At 62.0% G+C, this 20,115-nt stretch carries 20 protein-coding genes and 1 pseudogene; 15 read left to right on the top strand and 6 right to left on the bottom strand.

Annotation, left to right across the window (positions count from 1 at the left end; genetic code table 11):
- Positions 1–511 precede the first annotated feature (511 nt).
- The gene (locus JQS30_RS14360; RefSeq protein ID WP_213170928.1) at positions 512–1,261 is read right to left on the bottom strand and encodes a DsbA family protein; all 750 of its coding nucleotides are present in this window, start codon (positions 1,259–1,261) and stop codon (positions 512–514) included.
- Positions 1,262–1,832: 571 nt separating this feature from the next.
- Here JQS30_RS14360 and JQS30_RS14355 point away from each other — a divergent pair.
- Positions 1,833–3,107: pseudogene (locus tag JQS30_RS14355) on the top strand (copper resistance CopC/CopD family protein); the annotation flags it as partial.
- A gap of 222 nt (positions 3,108–3,329) precedes the next feature.
- Here JQS30_RS14355 and JQS30_RS17730 read toward each other — a convergent pair.
- On the bottom strand, positions 3,330–3,821 hold the full coding sequence (locus tag JQS30_RS17730) for an NUDIX domain-containing protein (protein WP_343076224.1): 492 nt from the start codon (positions 3,819–3,821) through the stop codon (positions 3,330–3,332).
- On the opposite strand from JQS30_RS17730, the gene JQS30_RS14350 reads away from it, so the two are divergent.
- Both JQS30_RS14350 and JQS30_RS14345 read left to right on the top strand, forming a co-directional pair.
- Complete coding sequence (locus JQS30_RS14350) at positions 3,711–3,965, top strand: hypothetical protein (RefSeq protein WP_213173119.1); 255 nt, start codon at positions 3,711–3,713, stop codon at positions 3,963–3,965. The two genes, JQS30_RS17730 and JQS30_RS14350, sit on opposite strands and share 111 nt — an antisense overlap.
- Positions 3,966–4,215: 250 nt before the next feature.
- Entirely contained in the window at positions 4,216–4,404 is a 189-nt protein-coding gene (locus JQS30_RS14345) for a hypothetical protein (RefSeq protein ID WP_213170926.1), read from the top strand.
- 162 nt (positions 4,405–4,566) lie between these two features.
- Here JQS30_RS14345 and JQS30_RS14340 read toward each other — a convergent pair whose 3' ends face one another.
- The 3 genes from JQS30_RS14340 to JQS30_RS14330 form a co-directional block, all read right to left on the bottom strand.
- A complete protein-coding gene (locus JQS30_RS14340) occupies positions 4,567–5,073 on the bottom strand; it encodes a helix-hairpin-helix domain-containing protein (RefSeq protein ID WP_213170925.1) in 507 nt (168 codons plus the stop codon).
- A gap of 162 nt (positions 5,074–5,235) precedes the next feature.
- On the bottom strand, positions 5,236–6,438 hold the full coding sequence (locus JQS30_RS14335; protein ID WP_213170924.1) for an exonuclease domain-containing protein: 1,203 nt from the start codon (positions 6,436–6,438) through the stop codon (positions 5,236–5,238).
- A gap of 123 nt (positions 6,439–6,561) precedes the next feature.
- On the bottom strand, positions 6,562–7,086 hold the full coding sequence (locus tag JQS30_RS14330) for a MarR family winged helix-turn-helix transcriptional regulator (protein ID WP_213170923.1): 525 nt from the start codon (positions 7,084–7,086) through the stop codon (positions 6,562–6,564).
- Between the two features lie 62 nt (positions 7,087–7,148).
- Here JQS30_RS14330 and JQS30_RS14325 point away from each other — a divergent pair, with 62 nt between their 5' ends.
- The 3 genes from JQS30_RS14325 to JQS30_RS14315 all read left to right on the top strand — a co-directional run bounded on the left by JQS30_RS14325 (position 7,149) and on the right by JQS30_RS14315 (position 9,283).
- On the top strand, positions 7,149–8,045 hold the full coding sequence (locus tag JQS30_RS14325; RefSeq protein WP_213170922.1) for an EamA family transporter: 897 nt from the start codon (positions 7,149–7,151) through the stop codon (positions 8,043–8,045).
- Positions 8,046–8,111: 66 nt separating this feature from the next.
- Positions 8,112–8,681, top strand: a complete 570-nt coding sequence (locus JQS30_RS14320) for a DUF7134 domain-containing protein (protein ID WP_213170921.1) — start codon at positions 8,112–8,114, stop codon at positions 8,679–8,681.
- Positions 8,678–9,283 (top strand): TetR/AcrR family transcriptional regulator, encoded by a 606-nt coding sequence (locus tag JQS30_RS14315; RefSeq protein ID WP_213170920.1) that lies wholly within the window; start codon positions 8,678–8,680, stop codon positions 9,281–9,283. The genes JQS30_RS14320 and JQS30_RS14315 overlap by 4 nt, the downstream gene beginning before the upstream one ends.
- On the opposite strand, the gene JQS30_RS14310 is transcribed toward JQS30_RS14315, so the two are convergent.
- Entirely contained in the window at positions 9,280–10,272 is a 993-nt protein-coding gene (locus JQS30_RS14310; RefSeq protein ID WP_213170919.1) for an NAD(P)-dependent alcohol dehydrogenase, read from the bottom strand. The genes JQS30_RS14315 and JQS30_RS14310 overlap by 4 nt on opposite strands.
- 151 nt (positions 10,273–10,423) lie before the next feature.
- Between JQS30_RS14310 and JQS30_RS14305 the strand changes: the two genes are divergently transcribed.
- The 9 genes from JQS30_RS14305 to JQS30_RS14265 all read left to right on the top strand — a co-directional run bounded on the left by JQS30_RS14305 (position 10,424) and on the right by JQS30_RS14265 (position 20,061).
- Positions 10,424–11,104, top strand: a complete 681-nt coding sequence (locus tag JQS30_RS14305) for a TetR/AcrR family transcriptional regulator (RefSeq protein ID WP_213170918.1) — start codon at positions 10,424–10,426, stop codon at positions 11,102–11,104.
- Positions 11,105–11,226: 122 nt separating this feature from the next.
- Positions 11,227–11,577 (top strand): peptidoglycan recognition protein family protein, encoded by a 351-nt coding sequence (locus JQS30_RS14300; protein WP_213170917.1) that lies wholly within the window; start codon positions 11,227–11,229, stop codon positions 11,575–11,577.
- A 456-nt stretch (positions 11,578–12,033) separates the two neighbouring features.
- Positions 12,034–13,860 (top strand): ABC transporter substrate-binding protein, encoded by a 1,827-nt coding sequence (locus JQS30_RS14295; RefSeq protein WP_213170916.1) that lies wholly within the window; start codon positions 12,034–12,036, stop codon positions 13,858–13,860.
- Between the two features lie 9 nt (positions 13,861–13,869).
- A complete protein-coding gene (locus JQS30_RS14290; RefSeq protein WP_213170915.1) occupies positions 13,870–14,985 on the top strand; it encodes an ABC transporter permease in 1,116 nt (371 codons plus the stop codon).
- The gene (locus JQS30_RS14285) at positions 14,982–15,896 is read left to right on the top strand and encodes an ABC transporter permease (protein ID WP_213170914.1); all 915 of its coding nucleotides are present in this window, start codon (positions 14,982–14,984) and stop codon (positions 15,894–15,896) included. The genes JQS30_RS14290 and JQS30_RS14285 overlap by 4 nt, the downstream gene beginning before the upstream one ends.
- Positions 15,893–16,909 (top strand): ABC transporter ATP-binding protein, encoded by a 1,017-nt coding sequence (locus tag JQS30_RS14280; RefSeq protein WP_213170913.1) that lies wholly within the window; start codon positions 15,893–15,895, stop codon positions 16,907–16,909. Before JQS30_RS14285 ends, JQS30_RS14280 begins: the two co-directional genes overlap by 4 nt.
- The gene (locus JQS30_RS14275; RefSeq protein ID WP_425498876.1) at positions 16,903–17,895 is read left to right on the top strand and encodes an ABC transporter ATP-binding protein; all 993 of its coding nucleotides are present in this window, start codon (positions 16,903–16,905) and stop codon (positions 17,893–17,895) included. The genes JQS30_RS14280 and JQS30_RS14275 overlap by 7 nt, the downstream gene beginning before the upstream one ends.
- Positions 17,892–18,725, top strand: a complete 834-nt coding sequence (locus tag JQS30_RS14270) for a M55 family metallopeptidase (RefSeq protein WP_213170911.1) — start codon at positions 17,892–17,894, stop codon at positions 18,723–18,725. The genes JQS30_RS14275 and JQS30_RS14270 overlap by 4 nt, the downstream gene beginning before the upstream one ends.
- Positions 18,718–20,061 carry a M20/M25/M40 family metallo-hydrolase gene (locus JQS30_RS14265; protein WP_213170910.1) on the top strand — a complete coding sequence of 448 codons (1,344 nt, stop codon included), beginning with the start codon at positions 18,718–18,720 and terminating at the stop codon, positions 20,059–20,061. Before JQS30_RS14270 ends, JQS30_RS14265 begins: the two co-directional genes overlap by 8 nt.
- The last annotated feature ends 54 nt before the right edge of the window (positions 20,062–20,115 follow it).

Below are 20,115 nucleotides of genomic sequence, written 5' to 3'. Positions count from 1 at the left end.
GGTGGGTTGGGGATTCCTACTAACAGGATACTCGCCTATGCGAGAACGGACAGTTCTTTACCATCCGTTGTGCCACTTGGCTATCAATGTGGGTGGAGATGTGCTCGACTACTAAAATCCACATTGGCTTGTTGTCTCCATTGAGGAAGGCAGAAGTGCCTTCGGTTAAAAAGCCCATTGGGGATGGTGGAGTCCGAGGCATTCCTCAGCCCGGCTGTACGCCTATGGCTTCGCCTACCGATGGCCTGCGAAAGGAGTGGCAAATCGAAACGTGCGCATACGAAACGTTCCAGGCTATAGCTGGTTGGTCTACCTGCTTAGACGCCACTTCCAGTGGGCTCGATCTAGTCAATGTTCGCCCAGCTCCTCCCGAAGCACCAAGCGCGGGTTCATACCCACTAGGTATGAACCCGCGCTTGGTGTTACCAGCCTTTGCCGCCCCAACGACCTCGTGACGGCGTAAACTGGGAGCTGGACTAAAGCGTCACTCTGAGGAGTGCCCAGCCGGTGATTAGGTGTCCTCGCCATCGGTGGGCTCTTCGCCACCGGCCTCGGCGATCGCGGCTTCCACTTCGGCGACCACGTCATCGTTGCCAATGGTGTTGCCATTGACGATGACGCTCGGCGTCCCCTCGATACCCGCGTCACGTGCCTCTTGCGAACCTTCGCTAATCCAACCCAGGTAGCGACCGTCATTGACACAGTCGGCAAAGCTCTGGCCCAGGCCGACGCCTTCGCCGATCGTGATGATTTCAGAGTCTGTCACGTTCTGTGAGGCGCTTTCCGGCTGGTTTTGGAACATTGCCAAAGTGAAGTCGAGGTATTCTTGCTCGCCTTCATCGGCGGCGCATACCGAGGCCGCTCCCGCTCGCAGCGAGAACTGGTCGCCGACCCGAGTGAGGAAGTTGACCGGGTGGTAGTTCAACGTGATCTGGTCGTTGTTCACCCACTCTTTGATCTGTTCGCCATAAGTGAGTTCGAAGTACTGGCAACCCGGGCAGCTGAAGTCCAGGTAGACGGTCAGTTCAGTCTCCCCGTTTCCGAGGACCAAACCACCATCATCGCTGTGGGAGGCAGCCGGTTGTACCACGTCGCGCTCATCCTCGGTGTTCATCCAGATGCCTGCCACAATGAGGCCACCGATCAGCAGCACGGCTGCCCCAATCGCCCCACCGAACAGGATCTTCTTGCGACGCGCTTCCGCCTCTTGGTGCTTGCGCATCGCCATCGCGGCCTCACGGCGTTCCGATTTCTTCCCCATGCTGTGCGTCGCTCCTCGATATCGACTCGACGTTGATGACCCGGACGGTATGTGCGGGTCAGAGAGGGTCATCCAGAAACTACGCTTCCGCGAGCCTGGACGTACCCGGCGGAGCGGGCCTCGGCCCGCCCGCCACGCTACCCGAGCTCTTGCTCGGTCGCCCGGTAGCGGCCGGTGGCCCCGCGTCGACTGTGGAGGTGGCGCAGGGCCGTCCGAGTAGAAGTGTGGTCTCGGCTGCCATCCTGGTGCTTCCCGGCGTCGAATACCTTTCGAGACGATGCCTCGCTTGTCGCCGGGGAAGAGCTAATTGAGTAGGGTCCCCTCTTTTCCCTGCTCAAAGCGCTCATTGTTCGTGACGGCGGCGGCAGTCACTTCTTGGTTCACTGCCGGAGCGGTCAGTCTGCGCCTCAGGTTAGCTACCCGTCATTATGGGTGACGAACCTGAGCCATGCGCCGGGGTCCCCCTCGCGCGTCGTGCCATAGACATTCGGGGAACGAATCCGCCGTCAGGCGGGGTTGGCCGCCGACAACGTATAGACATCCGTCTAATAGTTAGGTTAGTTTCGTAAATATGAGATCTCCCCAAGTACACCGTTTCGTCCCCCTCGCGGCGTATGCGCTTGGCGCGTTGATTCTTGCCGGAATACTTTCCTTCCTCCCCGCCAGCCCCGCCTCCGCCCACGCCGTTGTCACCACCACCACCCCCGCAGCCAGCGAAGTCGTCACCGACGTCCCCGAAGCCGTCCACATTCAATTCAACGAGAAGGTCACCCCCATCGCCGCCGCGACCGGCGTCGTTGCCCCCACTGGAGAACGGGCCGACCTAGCCGATGGCGACCTATCGACAGACAACGGAACCGCCCTGTCCATCGCCCTTCGCGAAGACCTGCCCGACGGCACCTACCTCGTGTCCTACCGAGTCGTCTCCGACGACGGGCACCCCATCGCTGGAACCTTCACCTTCTCCATCAACGACACCAGCGACATACCCGACTCCGACGCCCTCAGCCTCGACGGCGACCCCACAACCCAAGCGTTCGTCTACCTCAACCGCTATATCGGCTACCTGGGCCTAGCACTGGCACTCGGTACGGGAGTGCTCCTAGTCGGCTGTAACCTGCGCCAACGCGCGCTGGCCGGAAAACTCATCGCCACCGGCCTAGCCGCCGTCGCCGCCACCGCCATGGCCGGGATCTATTTCCAAACCGCCTACACCAACGGTGTCTCACTAGGTGGGGTTACTGGGGAGGCACTGGAGGCGTTCCTCCTGTCCTGGGTCGGGGTCGGGCACATGCTGCGGCTACTAGTCGTGCTCATGGCATTGCCACTACTGCGCACCTTCATCGTCTCCGAGACCGACCAGCCTGTGCCAATGAAACTAGGACTTGGCGCTTTTGCCCTAGCCCTGTCCGCGACCTGGCCCATGACCGGTCACGCGATCGCTTCGGGCCACCCCGTCACCGCCATTAGCGCCGACACCCTGCACCTGGCAGCCGCGACCGCGTGGCTCGGCGGGCTCATCGTGCTGCTGGTGATCGTGCTGCGATATGCCGGCCCAGGAGACCACAATGTTGTGACCTCCTGGTCCACCTGGGCCGGATACCTCATCGCCACGCTGTTCGCCGCCGGCGTGGCAAACTCGTTTGTCGAGATCGACAGCATCACCTCGCTTTTCAACACCTCATATGGACAGATGATCCTGGCCAAGGCGGCAGGCCTAAGCCTGATTGTCTTCGTCGCTTTCTTCTCCCGCCGAGTGGTACGCAAACAAAGCGGCCAGGCGCGCACTCTCCTGCGTCGACTGATCGCCATCGAGGTGGCACTCGCGCTGGCTGTGCTCATGGTCGTGGTGGTGCTGGTGCAGACGGTCCCCGCGCGAGTGGCCAACTATGAGGCCGACCAGGCTGCGGTGACCGAACTATCGACGATCGTCAACACCGATGAGTTCACCGCGACGATCACCTTGGACCCCGGACGGGTGGGCAATAATTCGATTCGCATTCTCATCAACGAGGCCGACTCTGGCGACTTGATGCCGCTGGAGGAGTGGGAAGCATCGTTCGGCCAGTCAGGCGACCAAATGCGGACGATTCGTCTCGTGGAGTTGCGCGGAGGCATTCTCGGAGGAGAGATCACCCTCCCCGAGGAGGGGGAGTGGACTTTCGCCTTCGATATCACCACCGTTGATGGGGCGCAAGCCGAGGGCGAGGCGGTGGTGACGCCATATTCCTAAACAGCAATGACAGGTGAAGGTTGAGAAGAGGCGGTCCTCACTAATGTGCGCCAGGGCTTGGCGGCAGTAGTCCAGCAGTGACCCAGGTAGCGCGTCTTCGCGAAACCAGGCCAGTTCGCGACACTTGTCGGGCTCGCCATTGGTGGGCTTGCCCTGATAGGAGTCGACGGTGAAGAAGTAGCCGATGCGGCCGCCTTCGCAGGAACGGTGAGTCACGTGACTGAAACGCACATCGTGCGGTGTGAGGTCGAGGCACACCTCTTCGCGCGCTTCGCGAATGAGAGCCTCCTCAATCGACTCACCGGCCTCAAGGTGGCCAGAGGGCAAATGAAAGCGGCCGTCGGCATAGCCGGTGTTGTGTCTGAGGCCAAAGAGGATCTCGCGGCCAACTCCGTCAGCGCTGCGCCGGCGCAAGATGAGATGGGCCTCCACGATGACCCGGTGTCGTTGTGTCATGACCGTGCAGCCTAGTGGCGCACCCCGACATTGCCCGTGGATTGAGGATTGCGCAAAAGGCACTTTCGGGGTTCTCGTCGGCTCGTTGAGGAGCGCAAACTTCGCCTCCTGCGGCCTTTAATTCGCACTTGTGCATAACCTCGTCGCAGGGGTTCCAGATCAAGGGGCGAGTGCGGCCAACGGATACCCGCATGCAGTATCTAAAGTGGATTTTTGGTGCTCCAAAGTCGCAGTGCGAAACCTGACCAGGCTCACTATTTCCATAGTGTCACAACAGAATCACGCGCCGAAGAAGCGTTCATTCGGCTTTGTGGCCGGAGCCGACCACATCGTCAACGTCCTCCTACATGACGCGGGAGGCGATCGCCCGCAAACGGTCGAAGCGGTCAGTATCGTGGTGCCACACATGATCGAGCAAGGATACGAATTCAAAGCATTGCCCAATTGCTTGTGACATGCGGTTTGGCTGGGGGTCGATCATCTGGGCTATCTGGACGGCCGACCCCTTCAACCCGACCCGGCGCACCGCCTCCTAGTGCTTCGGGATCGGCCACCGGCCAACCCGACCCGCAGAGGTCCGGGACATCGGACAGCTTGGGTGCGCATTTGGCACTTGTCAGTGGCCGTCGATGCTCTCTCGCAAGATTCTCACTGCTTTTGGTCCGACCCCATGCAGGGCCTTTAGCTGCGCGTCCGTGAGGCGGGCTACCTGTTCGAGCGTGGTAATGCCCGCATTGGCTAGTGCCTGAGTGGCTGGTCGCCCGATGGCCTTGGGCAAATCACCGACCGTGCCTGGTGTGGCTTCATCGGCAGCGGAAGCTCGGGCCGCGAGTTCATCTGGGGCACAGGTGAACCAGGCGCGCCGTATCCAGTAGTTGAGCGCTTGGCCGTCGATGTCAGCGATGGGTAGCAGCGCCACATTTCCGTCCCATTGCGCGGTCGGGAACTGGGCGATCAACTCCTCGGCCTCGGCTCGCCTCAGACTTAGCCGAACGGACGAATCCGAGTCCAGTGAGACGAACTCGGTGCCTGCGATGGTAAAGATCGGGGTCCCGTTGTGGGAGCCTTCGACAACCTCAGGGTTGGAAAGTGCGCTCTTACGTAGGTGGGCCTTAGTAGTCATGTCAATGTCCATGGCGGCTTGGGCCGGTCGGGGCTATGCGACCAGCGAATTGGCGATGCTTGGTCAGCGATTTTAGACTCTGCCTGGGACATTGCGTTGGCAGTGACATCCGTTCAGCTCCACGTGTGTTTGAGCCAGCGGCGACCATGCTGGAATCGGCACTCAGGGCTCCATGCGGCTGAGAACCACGTCGATGGTCTGGGCACTTATGACGGGGATGCCGTAGCCGCGCGCGGTCCTGGCTTTGCCTGAGAGCGTGTCGGGGTCGGCCGCGACGACGAGGCGGGTTTTCTTGGTGACGTTCCCGGCTACGACGAGTCCGGCCTGGCGGCAGCGTTGGGCCCAGTGTTCCTTGGTTTCTGCGAACGAGCCGGTCAAGACGACGATATTCCCTCGGCGTAGGCGGTAGGGCACTATCTGCTCGGTAGGTTCGGCCTCCGCGACTGAGTCCATTTCCGCGTCGACAACCTGCTGTGGCAGCGCGAGCATCGCGGCCACATGTCTCAGTTCTTCGCGCTGGGTCTTGCTGATGGGTCCGGGTCGCATTGCCGCGGCCTGGAGCGCTCGCAGATATCTGAGGTGAAGATCGGCGGCCTCTGCTTGCCCGATGCGCAAGCGTTGGGCCAGCGCGACCAGTTGGTCTGCCTCGGTGGCCGAGATGTGCAGATCGACAAGAGCTTGGCCTAGGGCAGATAGATACGTCTGTGCTTGTTCGGGGCCTGGGGCATGTGGTGAGCGTGGGTCCAGTCGGTCGAGGAATTGTCCAGGCTCGGATTCGTCGCTACGGCGCAGAGTTCGGTTACTGGGTGCGAAGGTCGGCCAGGGCCATCGCGAGACCTCGTGGTGCCGTTGCTCCAAGGGAAAGTCAGCGGGCAGGTTGTCCAGATAGAAGCTCAGCAGTTGCGCTGTGGCCATGACATCTGACATCGCCTCGTGGGGGCGGTCGTTGGATATTCCGGCTGCTTTGCAGCATTCGGTGAGGCTGCGTTTGACGCCGGGAAGAAAATGGGTGGCCCACAACATCGTGCAGATCGCGTACTCGTTCAGGTGGGGGATAGTCACCCCGAGGCGAGCGTATTCCTGGTTGAGCATGCGAAGGTCGAAGTTCGCGTTGTGTGCCACGGGAATCCGCCCTGCCAACTGGGCGGCTACGTCTCCAGCGACTTGGGCGAAGGTCGGTGCGTGTCGGACATCGCGGGCCCGGATACCGTGAATGCTTTGTGAGCCCAGGTCGCGCCGTGGGTTGAGGAGCGTCTCCCATTGATCGGTGAGGTTGCCCTCGGCGTCTAGGTGCGCTATTGCTATTTCGATGACCCGGTCTCGGGCGGAAAAACCGGTTGTTTCCAGGTCGAATACCGCGAACATATTAACCACCCCGATGAGTCGCGTAAGGGGAAAAACACCGTATCGCGGGTTGGTTGGCCGCGGCTCCTCCTCAGGGGTTGGTCTGGGCGTCCTTTGGGTAGCTGGTGGTGGCCAGTTGGTGACTTACCGCGCTGTGGGCTGGGCTGGGACGGTCGGGTCTGCGTCGCCGTGGGATTCCAAGACGGTGCGTAGCAAGTCGGCCAGTTGTTCGCGCTGTTCGGCATCCAGGGCGATGAGCAGCTGATCCTCCGTGTTGAGGTGGTCGGGCAAGGCCCGGTCGATGAGCGCGCTACCAGCCTCGGTCAGGCGGATGAGTTGGCTGCGTCCGTCTATCTGGTTGCGGGAGCGAGTGATGAGGCCTCGTGACTCCAGCTTGTCGAGCCGCTGTGTGATGGCTCCCGAGGTGACCATTGATGAGCGCATGAGGGCGGCCGGGGTCAGTGGTTTGTCAAGGCCGTTGCGCCGCAGGGTGGCCAAGACGTCGAAGGAGGCCGCGTCGAGGCCGTGGTCCTCGAAGGTGCGTCGAAGCTCGGCGTTGACTATGAGTGACAGTCGCGATAGTCGCCCGATGACGCCCATGGGGGAGACGTCTAGGTCGGGCCGTTCTTGCGCCCATTGGGTCAGTACTCGGTCTACGTGATCTGCCATGTGCGCACTATATCTTAGCGGTGAGATTTGTAAATAATTTAGCACTAAGATATATTAGCTTAGTGCTAAGTAAAAATTGGGACATTGTGGCCACAACGGCCTTCGCGCCGATCGTGTGGGGGTCCACCTATCTCGTCACGACCGAATACCTGCCTCCCGATCGCCCCCTTCTGGCTGCGGTATTGCGGGCCCTCCCGGCAGGTCTGTTGCTCCTAGTGATTGCGCGTCGCCTGCCCCAGGGCTCGTGGTGGTTCAAGGCGACCGTCCTCGGAGCCCTCAATATCGGCATGTTCTTCACGTTGTTGTTCATCGCCGCGTATCGGCTACCGGGCGGAGTCGCCGCCACCGTGGCATCTGTCCAGCCGCTCCTAGTGGCAGGCCTGGCCGTAGGCCTGTTGTCGCAGCGTCTGCGTCTGCGGACGATTTTTCTCGGGCTGGCGGGAATGGCTGGCGTCGCGCTCTTGGTGCTGCGGGCGGAGGCTGCCATTGACCCCATTGGCGTGGGGGCGGCCTTTGCCAGCGCTGTCTCCATGGCTTGCGGGGTGGTGTTGAGCAAGCGTTGGGCCGCCGACGTGCCGCCCGTGGCGTTGGCCGCGTGGCAGCTGTTGGCGGGCGGGCTGTTGATGCTGCCGTTGATGTTGACCTATGAGGGGATGCCGCCGACATTGACGACGACACACGTGGCCGGATACGCCTATCTGGCCATCATCGGTGGCGCGGTGGCATATGCGGTGTGGTTTCAAGGAATCAGGCAGTTGCCTCCCGCCAACGTCAGCTTTCTGGGCCTGCTTAGCCCACTGGTGGCTACGGGCCTGGGGTGGGTTGTGTTGGGGCAGAGCTTGACGCTGTGGCAGGTGGTGGGGGCAGCGGTGGTGCTCACGGCGGCGGTCTTGGCGCAGATGGGTACCGCGCGGCAACGGGAGCCGAAGCGGCTGAGAGCTCCGGTCGCGGCGACCTAGAGGGTGGGTTTCGGCTCGATGATATGGTTAGTGAGTACTTACTAACCATAGAATTGGAGGAAGCGTATGTCCACATTGACCGCGACCGAGTCGCACTCGATGCTGCGCCGCACCGGCATCAGGGCCTCAGATCTGGTGATAGCCGGATTGGTATTGGTCGTTGAGCTGGCCGCGACCGCCATGTCTGAACCGCTGAACCTGGTACCGGGATGGGGGCAGACAACATCAACCGACTGGCTTGCTTTCACTATCGTCACACTCGGATGCCTGGCGTTGGTGTGGCGACGTGATCGTCCAGTGCCAGTGATGGTGGTGACGATGGTCATGTACGGGGCTTTCATGCTGCGCGATTACGAATTGGGGATGTTCCTTCCACCGATGGTGGCGCTCTATACGGTTGCCACTTTGGGGCAAGCCAGGCTGTGGACACTGGCCATCACCGCGTTTGGGCTCGCAGTTTCCGCCTTGTGGATACGGGCCCGGGCAGAAGGTATTGCCGAGGACGGGGTCGTGACGCTGGTGTGGGTATCCTTCGGAGTCGTCATCACTATTTTCTATGTTGGTTCTTACGCCATTGGCGATATCGTGCGCAGTCACCGCATGTTGCGTCGCCGGAGAGGTCGAACGAATCCATGAGTGAACCCACCCGGTCTGAGCGCACCCGAGCCACGATTCTCGATGCCGCCGCCGAAGTCATGCACGCCAAGGGCATGGCGCACGCGACGACCAAGGAAATTGCCCGGGTGGCGGGGTATTCCGAGGCGACGCTCTATAAGCACTTTGCCGATAAGACTGAGTTGCTATTGGCTGTGCTGGCGCACCGTTTCCCGCCGTTCATCTCTTCGTTGATCGCGATGCAAGATCAGGTCGGTCAAGGAAGCGTTCATGATCACTTGGTGGCCTTGTCCGTCGACGCGGTCGCGTTCTATCGCCACGGTTCGCCCATGTTGGGGTCCTTGTTCAGCGAGCCGGTGATGTTGCAGCGCCATCGGGATGGGTTGCGGCAACGGGAAGCCGGGCCGATGGCGGCCAACCGGCTCTTGGCCAGCTACCTGACCGCAGAGCAAGAACGCGGGCGACTGCCCAGCCAGATCGACGCCGAGGCGGTGGCCGCCCTTTTGCTGGGGGCGTGTTTTCAGCGAGGCTTCTTCGAGGCTTTCCTGAACGAACCCGAACAGTTTCCGCCACTGGAGGACTTTGCCCGTGACCTAGTGTCCTCGTTGAGAATCGACGCCTAGGTCACGGTGAGGCTGACCTTGCCTCGGACTCGTCCAGCGGCCAGATAATCGAGTGCCTCGGCCGCCTCTTCCAGCTCGAAGGTACGTTCCAGGGCCGGTTTTACCGCCCCGGAGTCGATCAGTTCTCGCAGTTCGCGCAGGTCCTTGGCGTTCACCGAGGCAATAAACGCCGTCAGCTGCTGGCCGATGAATGGGCTCCACAGCGCGGCCCACACGTTGCGTTGGATTCCGCCCAACCACGGCCCGCTTTCCTCTCCGCCCACCAAAACGAGACGCCCCTGGGGCTTCAGGGCCCGTCTCAGCACCCTGAGGTGTCGGTTCCCTCCCATGTCGATGATTGCGTCAAATGCCGCTGAGGGCAGGGGAGACTCATCGGCGTAGTCGATGACTTCGCTGGCTCCCAGTGACCGCACGAGGTCAGCCTTGGGCCCACTACACATTCCGGTGACCTCGGCTCCCAGATGGTTCGCGATTTGCACCGCGTAGGTACCCACTCCTCCCGAGGCCCCTATGACTAGTAGTTTCTCGCCGGAGCGAATGCGGGCGTGATCGCGTACGGCTTGCAGGGCCGTCAACGCTGAGTCTGGTACGACCGAGGATTCGACGAAGTTCAGGCTGTCGGGCTTGAGCGCCAAGTGGCGCGTCCGAGCCACGGCGTACTCGGCGAAGGCACCGACGGCCGAGCCGAATACCTCGTCGCCGGGGGAGAACTCGGTTACCTGCGAGCCGACTGCTGTGACCACTCCGGACAGATCGCCGCCTGGGGTGCTTCGTTTGGGGCCGCGCAGACCGAAACCGACCGCGCGCACCAGGTAGGGCCGTCCGGTCATGAGGTGCCACGTGGCGCGGCTGACTCCGGCGGCGTGAACGCGGACGAGGACCTGATCTTCTTCGGGCTGGGGACGCTCAATATGAGCGAGGCGAAGAAGTTCCTTAGCTGAGGTGCCGTAGCGGTCTTGCACAATCGCGCGCATGGTGTGGTCGGTCATGGTCGTCCTGCTTCCCGTGGCCGTGCGCGGCGAGTGAAGCTGCCTTGATCGGTCACTTAGTACTTACGATGTAAGTAGATTACGCTTACGTTGTAAGTACGTCAAGATCAAGCGGACGCCTCCAGGTCCGCCAATCTGCGAATGGAGCCATATGCCCTCGGCAAATGGAACTGCCAACGATTCCGACGACATACCCCGCGAGCCGCTCAACCGCGACCGTGTCCTCCACGCCGCCGTAGCCCTCGCCGACCGTGAGGGCATCGCTGCGGTCACGATGCGCAAAGTCGGCGAAGCTCTAGGGGTTGAGGCCATGTCGCTGTACAACCATGTGGCCAACAAGACCGACTTGTTCGATGGCATGGTCGACCTAGTTTTCAGCGAAATAGATATGCCAACCGGTGAGGATTGGGCAGAGGCGATGCGCCGGCGAGCCCACTCTTGCCGTTTGGCACTCGCCCGGCATCGGTGGGCGGCGGCGCTGATGAATCACCGCCAGGAACCGGGGCCAGCAACACTGCGTCATCACGACGCCGTGCTTGGTTGCTTGCGAGCAGGCGGTTTCTCGCCCGCGATGGCCGCGCATGCCTTCGCCCTCATCGACAGCTATATCTATGGTTTCGCCATCCAAGAAGCGACGTTGCCCTTTGAGACTGGCGAAGAGGCCGCCGCTTTTGCGGAGCGGATCATGGACGGTTTCCCCGAAGACGAATACCCGCATTTGGCCGAACTCACGCGCGAACACGTGCTGCGGCCCGGCTATGACTTCAGCCAGGAATTTGAGTTCGGCCTTGAGTTGATCCTCGACGGGCTTGAGCGAAGCAGCACCCACTAATGAGGGCACAGCGGCCAAAAGGCTTAAAGCGGCAGGGCGGCTACCGATTGGGGGCATCTATTGGCCCGCGCCTCAAGAGTCTGATCCCTTGGCGCGGTGGTAAGCCCTTGTCTTTGAAGTGAGTGCTCCCGGGCCGGCTGTCGCACGCTCTGGTCGACTACAACGGCGTCTTTCACGTCGTCTCCGCAGGCCGGTGCAATCACGCCGGGGTTAGCGGCGGCATTGGCCCCATTTTCACTGGGGACGGCAACACGATGCTGGTCGGGTGGGAAATCGACTACAACGGTGTATCCCCAGAGGTGTCGGCCGCGCAGTACTTGGCATCGGTGAGGGCCACTGCCGCAGTGCTGCGCCAGCTGGGTCGCGATGCTGAACATGCGCGCGGGCATCGCGAATCCAGCACCACCGGCAAGATCGACCCGGCGTCTATCAGCCTTGAGGCGATGCGCGCCGACGTAGCCGGACAGTTGTAGTAAACGTGGCGGCGGCCCTCCCGCGTTGCGACCTGACGGGGAGTGCAGAGGGCGCCGCTAAGAGCGGAGGCAAGCCCCAACTCCTCCCGGGGCTTGCCTCCTCCTATTTCATCCACAATGGCTCAGAAGCACCCGATGTGCTGCCATTTCACTTGTGCGCTGGGGTCTGCCAGGTGGCGCTCGCGCGTTGGCTTTGTGGTCGCCCCATCCGCGTCGCAACGACAAATAGCAGGCTTTACCTGCGATGATTCCTGCAAGGGGAGTAGTCAGGTCGCAGCTGTGATGAGGCTTGATTGCATTTGTGTGTCGACCGTGAAAATTCTCTTCATTTGGTTGACATTTGACGAAGGTTTACCCCATAGTGATCTTTACAACAGGCCCACGGCGCTGCGTGAAAGCGGCTTCCCGACGCTGGCCCGGCGAAATTTGGAATCAATTGTGAGGGACGGACTCCCCGTGAAAACGAGATCTATGAAGCGGCGGCTAGTTGCTGCGGGGGCGGCGGCTGTCATGACCGCCAGCATTCTCGCCACAACGGCCACGCAGGCCGCAGCTGAAGCCGACAACGACGATAAAAATAGCCTGCTGGTGGCCGCCGGTCAGGAAGTCGACACGTTCAACCCATTCAAATCGCGTTTCATCATCACGTACAACACGAACCTGATGACGTATGACACCCTGGTGCGCGCCAGCGCCGTCGACTACGAACCAGAGCCCGGTCTCGCCACGGATTGGGATGAATCCGACGACGGACTGACCTGGACTTTCTCCATCCGCGAAGGCGTTGAATGGTCCGACGGCGAACCGCTTACCGCCCACGACGTCGCCTACACTTACCAGCTGCTGATCGAAGACGAAGGAGTTCGCAGCTGGAACATCGACTTCGCGGGCAATCTAGCCAGCGCCGAAGCTCCCGATGACACCACCTTCGTTCTCACCCTCAACCAGCCCGCCCCGGCTGAGGTCCTTAACTCCGGCACCTACATCGTTCCCAAGCACATCTGGGAGAACTACGATGACCCGGCCGATGACAACATCAACGACGAGCTGCCGCTAGTGGGTTCCGGTCCGTTCCAGGTGAGCGAATACCGCACCGACGAGTTCATTCGCCTGGAAGCCAATGAGAATTACTGGGATGGCGCTCCGGGCTTCGACGAAGTCGTCTACGTCTACTACAACGAGCCCGACGCTGCCGTGGCCGCGCTGGAGACTGGCGAAGTCGACATTGTCAATAACCTCAACCCGGCGCAGGCGGCCGCCTTGGAAGGCCAAGACGGGATCACCGTCAACAATGCCCAGAACCGGCGTTGGGTTTCCCTGGTTCTCAACCATGGGGCCCGGACCGCCGACGGCGACAGCTACGGTGACGGCCACCCAGCCTTGCAAGACCAGGCCGTGCGACAGGCCCTGCACCATGCGATTGACAAAGAGGTTCTGGTTGAGACTGTTCTCGATGGCAACGGTGACCCCGGTGTGGGAATTGTGCCGAGGATTTTTGAGAACTTCCACTGGGACGGTGGCGACGAGCTGGTTCAGTTCGACCTCGATGAGGCCAACCGCATCCTGGACGAGGCCGGTTACGAGTTGGGCGACGACGGTATCCGCACGATGCCCGATGGCGATGAGGAGCTGAGCTTCCGCTTCTACCACCACGCCGACAGCACCGACTACGCCACTGTGGTCCAGTTCGTCACCGAGTGGTGGGCTGAGATCGGAGTCGAGGCGTTGCCTGAGCCGATTGAGCAAGGTTCGCTCAACGACCTGGTCTACCTAGGTGAGTACGATGTTTCGTTCTCCGGCTGGGGTGTGGGACCGAACCCGACGAGCATTCTGGGCCAGCACACCTGTGACGTGCTGCCGGAGACCACCGACGGTTCGGAGCGTTCGCACGAGAACTTCTTTTGCAATGAGGACTACGACCAGCTGCACCGTGCGCAGCAAGTTGAGTCTGACCCGGATGTCCGGGCCGACCTGATCCACCAGCAGCAGCGCATCCTCTACGAGGAGGCCCCGGTCATCTGGTTGTACTACCAGAATGTCGTGGAGGCCTACAACAGCGACAAGATCAGTGGCATGACGCTGCAACCGTCCGAAAACGGCATGATCACTGGTCAGCAGGGGTTCTTGTGGGCATATCACTCGGCCACTCCCACCGGTGAGACGGCTGGCGACGGTACCTCGACTGGGGTCCTGGTCGCCATTGGTGCCGCGATCCTCGTTGTGATCGCCGGTGGAGCGTTCTATCTCCTGCGTCGCAGGAGCACCGCCGATGAGCGGGAGTGACGCTCACACATGAGGGATAGATCCAACTCCGCGGACGGGAATCCTGACCGAGACCTGTCCGCGGAGCACCCGCCCTCGCCGCTGGAAGTTGAGGGCGAGGAACGTGACGACCAGCCCCGGGAAGCGAGCATCGACCAATCCGGTCGGGTGACTACCGGGTTCGGCCGTTATCTGTTCAAGCACGTCAGTGGCGCGATTGTGTCGTTGCTGCTGGTGTTGTTCTCGTCGTTCTTCATCTTCCGGCTCATCGCCGGGGACCCGATCGACCAATTGACGCGGGAGCGTCCCGTCACGCCCGAACAACGGGAGACGATGCGCGAGGAAATGGGTCTCAACGACCCGTTGTTCACGCAGTTCATCGACTACATAACGGGCATGCTGACCGGGGATTTCGGCATTTCGTTGCAATTTCGCCGCCCTATCTTGGAACTCATTTTGGAGCGGCTTCCGGCGACCTTGTTGTTGTCGGGCACCGGATTGGTCTTGGCGGTGGCGCTGGGGTTCCTCGTGGGCACGAAGGCCGGATGGAGACAAGGCAGCCGCTTTGATCGCACTCAGGTGACGACTGGGCTGTTGCTGTACTCGGCTCCGACGTTCTGGCTGGGCATGCTCGCCATTTTGGTCTTCGCCCGCTACTTGGGTTGGTTCCCCGTCAACGGAATGAGATCGCCGAACACTCCGGACGATTTCTTCTCCCAGGCTTTGGATATCGGTCACCACTTGGTCTTGCCGGTGTTGACGTACACGGCGGTGGTCTATGCCGGTTACCTGATGGTGATGCGCTCCTCGATTCTTGATGAGGTCGGTAGCGACTACCTGACTACGGCGCGGGCCAAAGGGCTGCGCGACGATAAGGTGCGGCGTAAACACGCCATCCCCAACGCCTTGCTGCCGACTATCACCCTGGTGTTCTTGGCTATTGGCAACATCGTCAATGGCGCGATCGTCACTGAGACGGTGTTTAGCTGGCCAGGTTTGGGGCGGTTGTTCGTGCAGTCGATCTTCTATCCTGACCGTCCGATGCTGCAGGCACTGTTCGTCTTGTTCTCCAGCGCCACGATTATCGCGGTGTTGTTCGCGGAGATTCTGTATTGGTTCATCGATCCGAGAGTCCGGAAGTCATGAGCGCACTCGAGAAACCCGCCTCGCGCCGCGCTGTCACTTGGCTGCGCCGCCGCGAGGCCCTGAAGCGCACGTGGCGCAGCTACCGGCAGCAGCGTGGAGGCATGGTTGGCCTCATCCTGTTGGGCGTTATCGTTCTGGTCGCGGTGGCCGTCCCGTTGTTTATCGACAGTTCACAATTGAGCGTCACCCAAGCCACGGGTGGCAGGATGGAGCCGCCCAACTCGGACTTTCTGTTGGGGACCGATGAGACGGGTCGCTCCATTCTGGCCTTGACGCTGTGGGGTACGCGCTTGTCGCTGCTGATCGGTCTGACCGCCACTGTCGCGGCGATTTTCATCGGCACGCTCATCGGGGTGACCAGCGGCCACATTGGTGGCTGGTATGGCTGGATCGCGCTGCGTATCTCCGACTGGTTCATGGTTCTGCCTAGCCTGGTGGTGGCCATCGCTTTGCTGGCGGTGTTGGGGCGCAGCGCGACGACGACCATCATCGTCATCGCCATTGTCTCCTGGGCGGGGACCGCGCGACTCATTCGCGCCCAAACTCTGTCGGTGCAAGCCCGGCCCTATTTGGAGCGCGCTCGCGCGCTCGGCGGCGGACACTGGCACCAGATGACCCGGCACATCCTTCCCAATGTGATGCCGCTGGTTCTGGCCAGCGCCACCCTGCTGGTGCCCTCGGCGATTCTGCTGGAGTCGTCGCTAGCGTGGCTGGGTTTGGGTGACCCCAATGTTGTCTCGTGGGGCTCAATCCTCAACCGCGCCTGGAGAAATGGTGCCGTCTCGGCCCAAGCGTGGTGGTATTTGCTGCCTCCGGGGATGGCGATCCTGATTGTTGTCTCGGCGTTCATGATGTGTGGGCGGGCACTGGAAGCCGTCTTCAACCCCCGACTGCGAGGTGAAGGCCGATGACACTCTTGGAAATTCGCGATCTCAACGTGACCTATCGCAGCTCACGTGGCACGGTCCCGGCGGTGCGCGGGGTTGATATCACTCTTGAGGCTGGTCAGACTCTGGGCGTCGCTGGCGAATCCGGCTGTGGCAAGTCCACTATGGCAATGGCGCTGTTGCGTTTGCTGCCCAAGAGCACCGAGATCACCGGCGAGATTCTGCTCGATGGTGAAGACATCCTCACCATGGGTTGGGGTCGACTGCGGGCGGTGCGTTGGGTGGGCGCGTCCATCGTCTTCCAAGGCGCCATGCACTCGCTCAACGCGGTGCAGCGGGTGGGCGGCCAAGTGGCCGAACCCATCTTGTTGCATGAAGACGTCTCGCGCGCCGAGGCTCATCGTCGAGCCCAAGAGCTGCTTGAACAAGTTGGTCTGCCCGCGTGGCGGGCCCGCAACTTTCCCCATGAGCTATCGGGGGGACAACGTCAGCGGGTCATGATCGCGATGGCGTTGGCCTGTAACCCAGACTTGATTGTCGCCGACGAGGCGACCACGGCCTTGGACGTCATGGTGCAAGCCCAGGTGCTGCAATTGATCTCCCAGCTGATTGCGCAACGCAATGTTGGGATGATCATGATCAGTCACGACTTGTCGGTGCTTTCACAAACGTGTGATCGCGTCGCGGTCATGTATGCCGGGCGCGTGGTCGAGCAAGGCGACGCTCATGACCTGTTCACCAGTGCCCGCCATCCTTATTCGGCGGCGCTAGGGTCGGCTTTCCCGATTATCGGGGATCTGTCGGCTCGTAAACGTCCCGGTGGCTTGGCAGGCGATCCGCCCAACCCGGCGAACCTGCCCGCCGGCTGCTCGTTCCAGCCGCGTTGCCCGGTGGCCATCGACAAGTGCGCCACCGAGTCGCCCCTTCTGGAGCCGGTATCCCAGTCGTCCGATACGACTGCCCAGCGGCTCAGTGCCTGTTTTGTCTCCCAGGCCGGAGACAGTATCGTGCCGACGCGGATAAAGGAGACATCGTGACCTCTGAGCTATTGTCGGCCCGGGATCTTCGAGTGGAGTTCGGACTTCCCGGTGGCCGGACGGCCCGGGCGGTGGCCGGGGTGAACCTTGATGTCGCCCCGGGAGAGATCGTCGCCTTGGCCGGTGAGTCCGGCTGCGGTAAGACGACTTTGGCCCGCACCTTGTTGGGGTTGGAGAAAGCCACCGGCGGCACTGTCTCCTTTGGAGAGATACCGTTGCGGCACTCGACGCGGGCCATGAAGGCCTACCGGCGCAAGGTGCAGTTGATTTTGCAAGACCCTTCCGGAGCCTTGAACCCGCGCCACACCATCTATGACGCGGTGGCCGAGGGCCTGCGCATCCATGGCATCACCGACAACGAGACCGAACGGGTCGCCGACGCGCTGGCGAGGGCTGGCCTACGCCCGGCGGAAAACTTCTTCTTGTCATACCCACACGAGCTCTCCGGTGGGCAGCGGCAGCGCGCGGTGATCGCCGGGGCGCTAGTGCTGGACCCGAAGATCATCATCGCCGATGAACCCGTCGCCTCACTGGACGCTTCGGTGCGAGGTGAGATCCTGGCCCTCCTGCTGCGGCTGCGGGAGGAGATGAACCTTGGCGCTCTGGTCATCACGCACGACCTGGGGCTAGCTTGGAGCATCGCCGACCGCATCGCCATCATGTATTTGGGGCGCATTGTGGAGCAAGGACCGGTCGAGCAGGTTCTCACCGACCCACAACATCCCTACACGCAAGCGTTGGTCTCGGTGTTGCCCGAGTCGCCCCTGCCCGAACCGATCGTGCTGGCTGGGGAACTACCTGACGCCACGAGCGTGCCGGGTGGCTGCCGGTACAACCCACGCTGCCAAGAAGTGGCCTCGGGCCGGGCCCAACCGGTGATCGATTCCTGCCGGGGCCGGGACCTGCCGATTCTGTCGCCAGATTCCACCGAGCACGCGGTCGCTTGCCACTTGCACGCTCTGCGCCAACAACAGGTGCGGTCGTGAAAGTCCTAATCAGCGCCGACATGGAGGGCGCCACCGGAGTGACGTGCCCGGCCGACGTGCTGCCGGGCGGCCCACAGTGGGAGCGGCTGCGACCGGTGTTCACCTCCGACGTCAACGCGGCCATTCGGGGCCTCATGGACGGCGGAGCCGACGAGGTGCTTATCAATGAGGCCCACTGGACAATGCGTAACCTGCTGCTAGAACAGCTAGACGAGCGCGCGCAGATGATCACCGGCCGCCACAAGGAACTCTCCATGATGGAGGGCATTCAGCGGCCGGACATAGACGGCGTCGTCTTCTTGGGCTATCACACCGGCGCGGGGACCGAAGGCGTCCTCGCGCATACCTACCTGGCCAACTCCATCACCGGGGTATGGCTCAATGGCGTCCGAGCCTCCGAAGGGCACCTCAACGCCCACCTCGCGGCCGAATACGGCGTGCCGGTCATCCTGATCACCGGCGACGACAGGACACTCCACGACGCCAAAGGCTACGCGGCCTCGGCACTAGGCGTCGCCGTCAAAGACTGTGTGTCCCGCTACGCGGCCCTGTGCCGACCTCCCGAACGCACCGCGGCCGACATCAGCGATGCCGCGCGCCTCTCGGCGGCACTGGCCGTACGGCACGAGCCGATCAACGGCGGCCCCTTCACCATGGAAGTCGAATTCGACGCCAGCCACCTAGTCGGGGCCGCCACCGTCATCCCCGGGGTGGAACAAACTCAGGAGCGGCGCATCGGCTACACCGCAGCGACCATGTACGAGACAATCCGCAGCTTCAAAGCAGTGACCACAGTGGTATCCGCAGCGATGGAGGAAGAATATGGCTGACCTCGAACCCGCTACCGGCAATGTCGACCAGCGCGCCTTGGACGAGGTTGTCCGATTCACCTCCGACTTGATCCGCTTCGACACAACCAATCGCGGCGGTGGCGACGGCAACGAAAGGCCCGCCGCCGAATACGTGGCCGAGCAACTGGCCGAGGCCGGAATCGAGGCGACCATCCTCGAAATGGCCCCCAACCGCTCCAATGTCGTGGCCCGTATCGCCGGCTCCGACCCCAGCGCCGAGGCCCTGCTGGTCCATGGACATCTCGACGTAGTGCCGGCCGAGGCCGCCGACTGGTCGGTCCACCCCTTCTGTGGGGAGATCCGCGACGACGTCGTGTGGGGCCGCGGAGCGATCGACATGAAAAACATGGACTCGATGATTCTGGCGGTGGCCCGGTATTGGCAGCGCAGCGGCCAACGCCCCCGCCGAGACATCGTGCTGGCCTTCACCGCCGATGAGGAAGCCTCGGCCGAATACGGCGCCGGTTTCCTGGCCGATCAACACCGCGACCTCTTCGAGGGCTGTACCGAGGGCATCAGCGAATCTGGGGCCTATACCTTCCACGCCGAGGAGGGGCTGCGTATCTACCCCATCGGCGCTGGCGAGCGGGGCACAGCTTGGCTTGACCTGTCGGCCCGTGGCAGGGCCGGGCATGGCTCGAAAGTCAACGCGGACAACGCCGTGTCCCACCTTGCCGCAGCCATCACCCGCATTGGCGAGTATCGCTGGCCGGTGCGGCTGGTTCCGACCGTGCGGGCGGCGTTGACCGAGATCGCCTCCCTCTATGGCGTGGAGGCCAACTTCGATGAACCCGATTTCGACATCGACGCGCTGCTGGCCCAGTTGGGCTCGGCGGCGCAACTAGTCGAATCCACAGTGCGCAATAGCTCCAATCCCACCGTGTTCCACGCCGGATACAAGGTCAATGTGATTCCCGAACTCGCCACGGCTCAGGTAGACGGCCGGATGCTGCCCGGGACCGAAGAGGAGTTCATCGAAACGATGAACGCGCTGACGGGGGACCTTGTCTCATGGGACTTCCACCATCGGGAGGTGCCTTTGTCCGCGCCAGTGGACGCGCCACTATTCGACCGGATGCGTGCTTCGCTGAAAGCGTTCGACCCTGAGGCTCACCCGGTGCCGGTCTGCATGTCCGGTGGAACCGACGCCAAGCAGTTTTCCCGCCTGGGCATCATCGGCTATGGCTTTTCGCCGTTGCTGCTACCTCCCGGCTACGACTATGGGGCGATGTTCCACGGAGTAGACGAGCGAGTGCCAGTTGAGGGCTTGCACTTTGGGGTGCGGGTGCTCGAAGATGTGCTGCGAGGCGCCTAACGCCCAGCCAATGGGGCCACCAGGCCCACGCTGCGGCGCGACGTCGCGCCCGGC

This window comes from Natronoglycomyces albus (genome assembly GCF_016925535.1).
In the GTDB taxonomy this organism is placed as follows: domain Bacteria; phylum Actinomycetota; class Actinomycetes; order Mycobacteriales; family Micromonosporaceae; genus Natronoglycomyces; species Natronoglycomyces albus.
Note: the sequence above shows the minus strand (reverse complement) of the source record. Positions and strands in the feature narration are given on the sequence as shown.

Bases quoted from the DNA above. Each gene is read 5' to 3' on its own strand.
- JQS30_RS14360 (WP_213170928.1), bottom strand. From the start codon at position 1,261: ATGGGGAAGAAATCGGAACGCCGTGAGGCCGCGATGGCGATGCGCAAG.
- JQS30_RS14340 (WP_213170925.1), bottom strand. From the start codon at position 5,073: ATGACTACTAAGGCCCACCTACGTAAGAGCGCACTTTCCAACCCTGAG.
- JQS30_RS14335 (WP_213170924.1), bottom strand. From the start codon at position 6,438: ATGTTCGCGGTATTCGACCTGGAAACAACCGGTTTTTCCGCCCGAGAC.
- JQS30_RS14330 (WP_213170923.1), bottom strand. From the start codon at position 7,086: ATGGCAGATCACGTAGACCGAGTACTGACCCAATGGGCGCAAGAACGG.
- JQS30_RS14320 (WP_213170921.1), top strand. From the start codon at position 8,112: ATGTCCACATTGACCGCGACCGAGTCGCACTCGATGCTGCGCCGCACC.
- JQS30_RS14315 (WP_213170920.1), top strand. From the start codon at position 8,678: ATGAGTGAACCCACCCGGTCTGAGCGCACCCGAGCCACGATTCTCGAT.
- JQS30_RS14310 (WP_213170919.1), bottom strand. From the start codon at position 10,272: ATGACCGACCACACCATGCGCGCGATTGTGCAAGACCGCTACGGCACC.
- JQS30_RS14305 (WP_213170918.1), top strand. From the start codon at position 10,424: ATGCCCTCGGCAAATGGAACTGCCAACGATTCCGACGACATACCCCGC.
- JQS30_RS14290 (WP_213170915.1), top strand. From the start codon at position 13,870: ATGAGGGATAGATCCAACTCCGCGGACGGGAATCCTGACCGAGACCTG.
- JQS30_RS14285 (WP_213170914.1), top strand. From the start codon at position 14,982: ATGAGCGCACTCGAGAAACCCGCCTCGCGCCGCGCTGTCACTTGGCTG.
- JQS30_RS14280 (WP_213170913.1), top strand. From the start codon at position 15,893: ATGACACTCTTGGAAATTCGCGATCTCAACGTGACCTATCGCAGCTCA.
- JQS30_RS14265 (WP_213170910.1), top strand. From the start codon at position 18,718: ATGGCTGACCTCGAACCCGCTACCGGCAATGTCGACCAGCGCGCCTTG.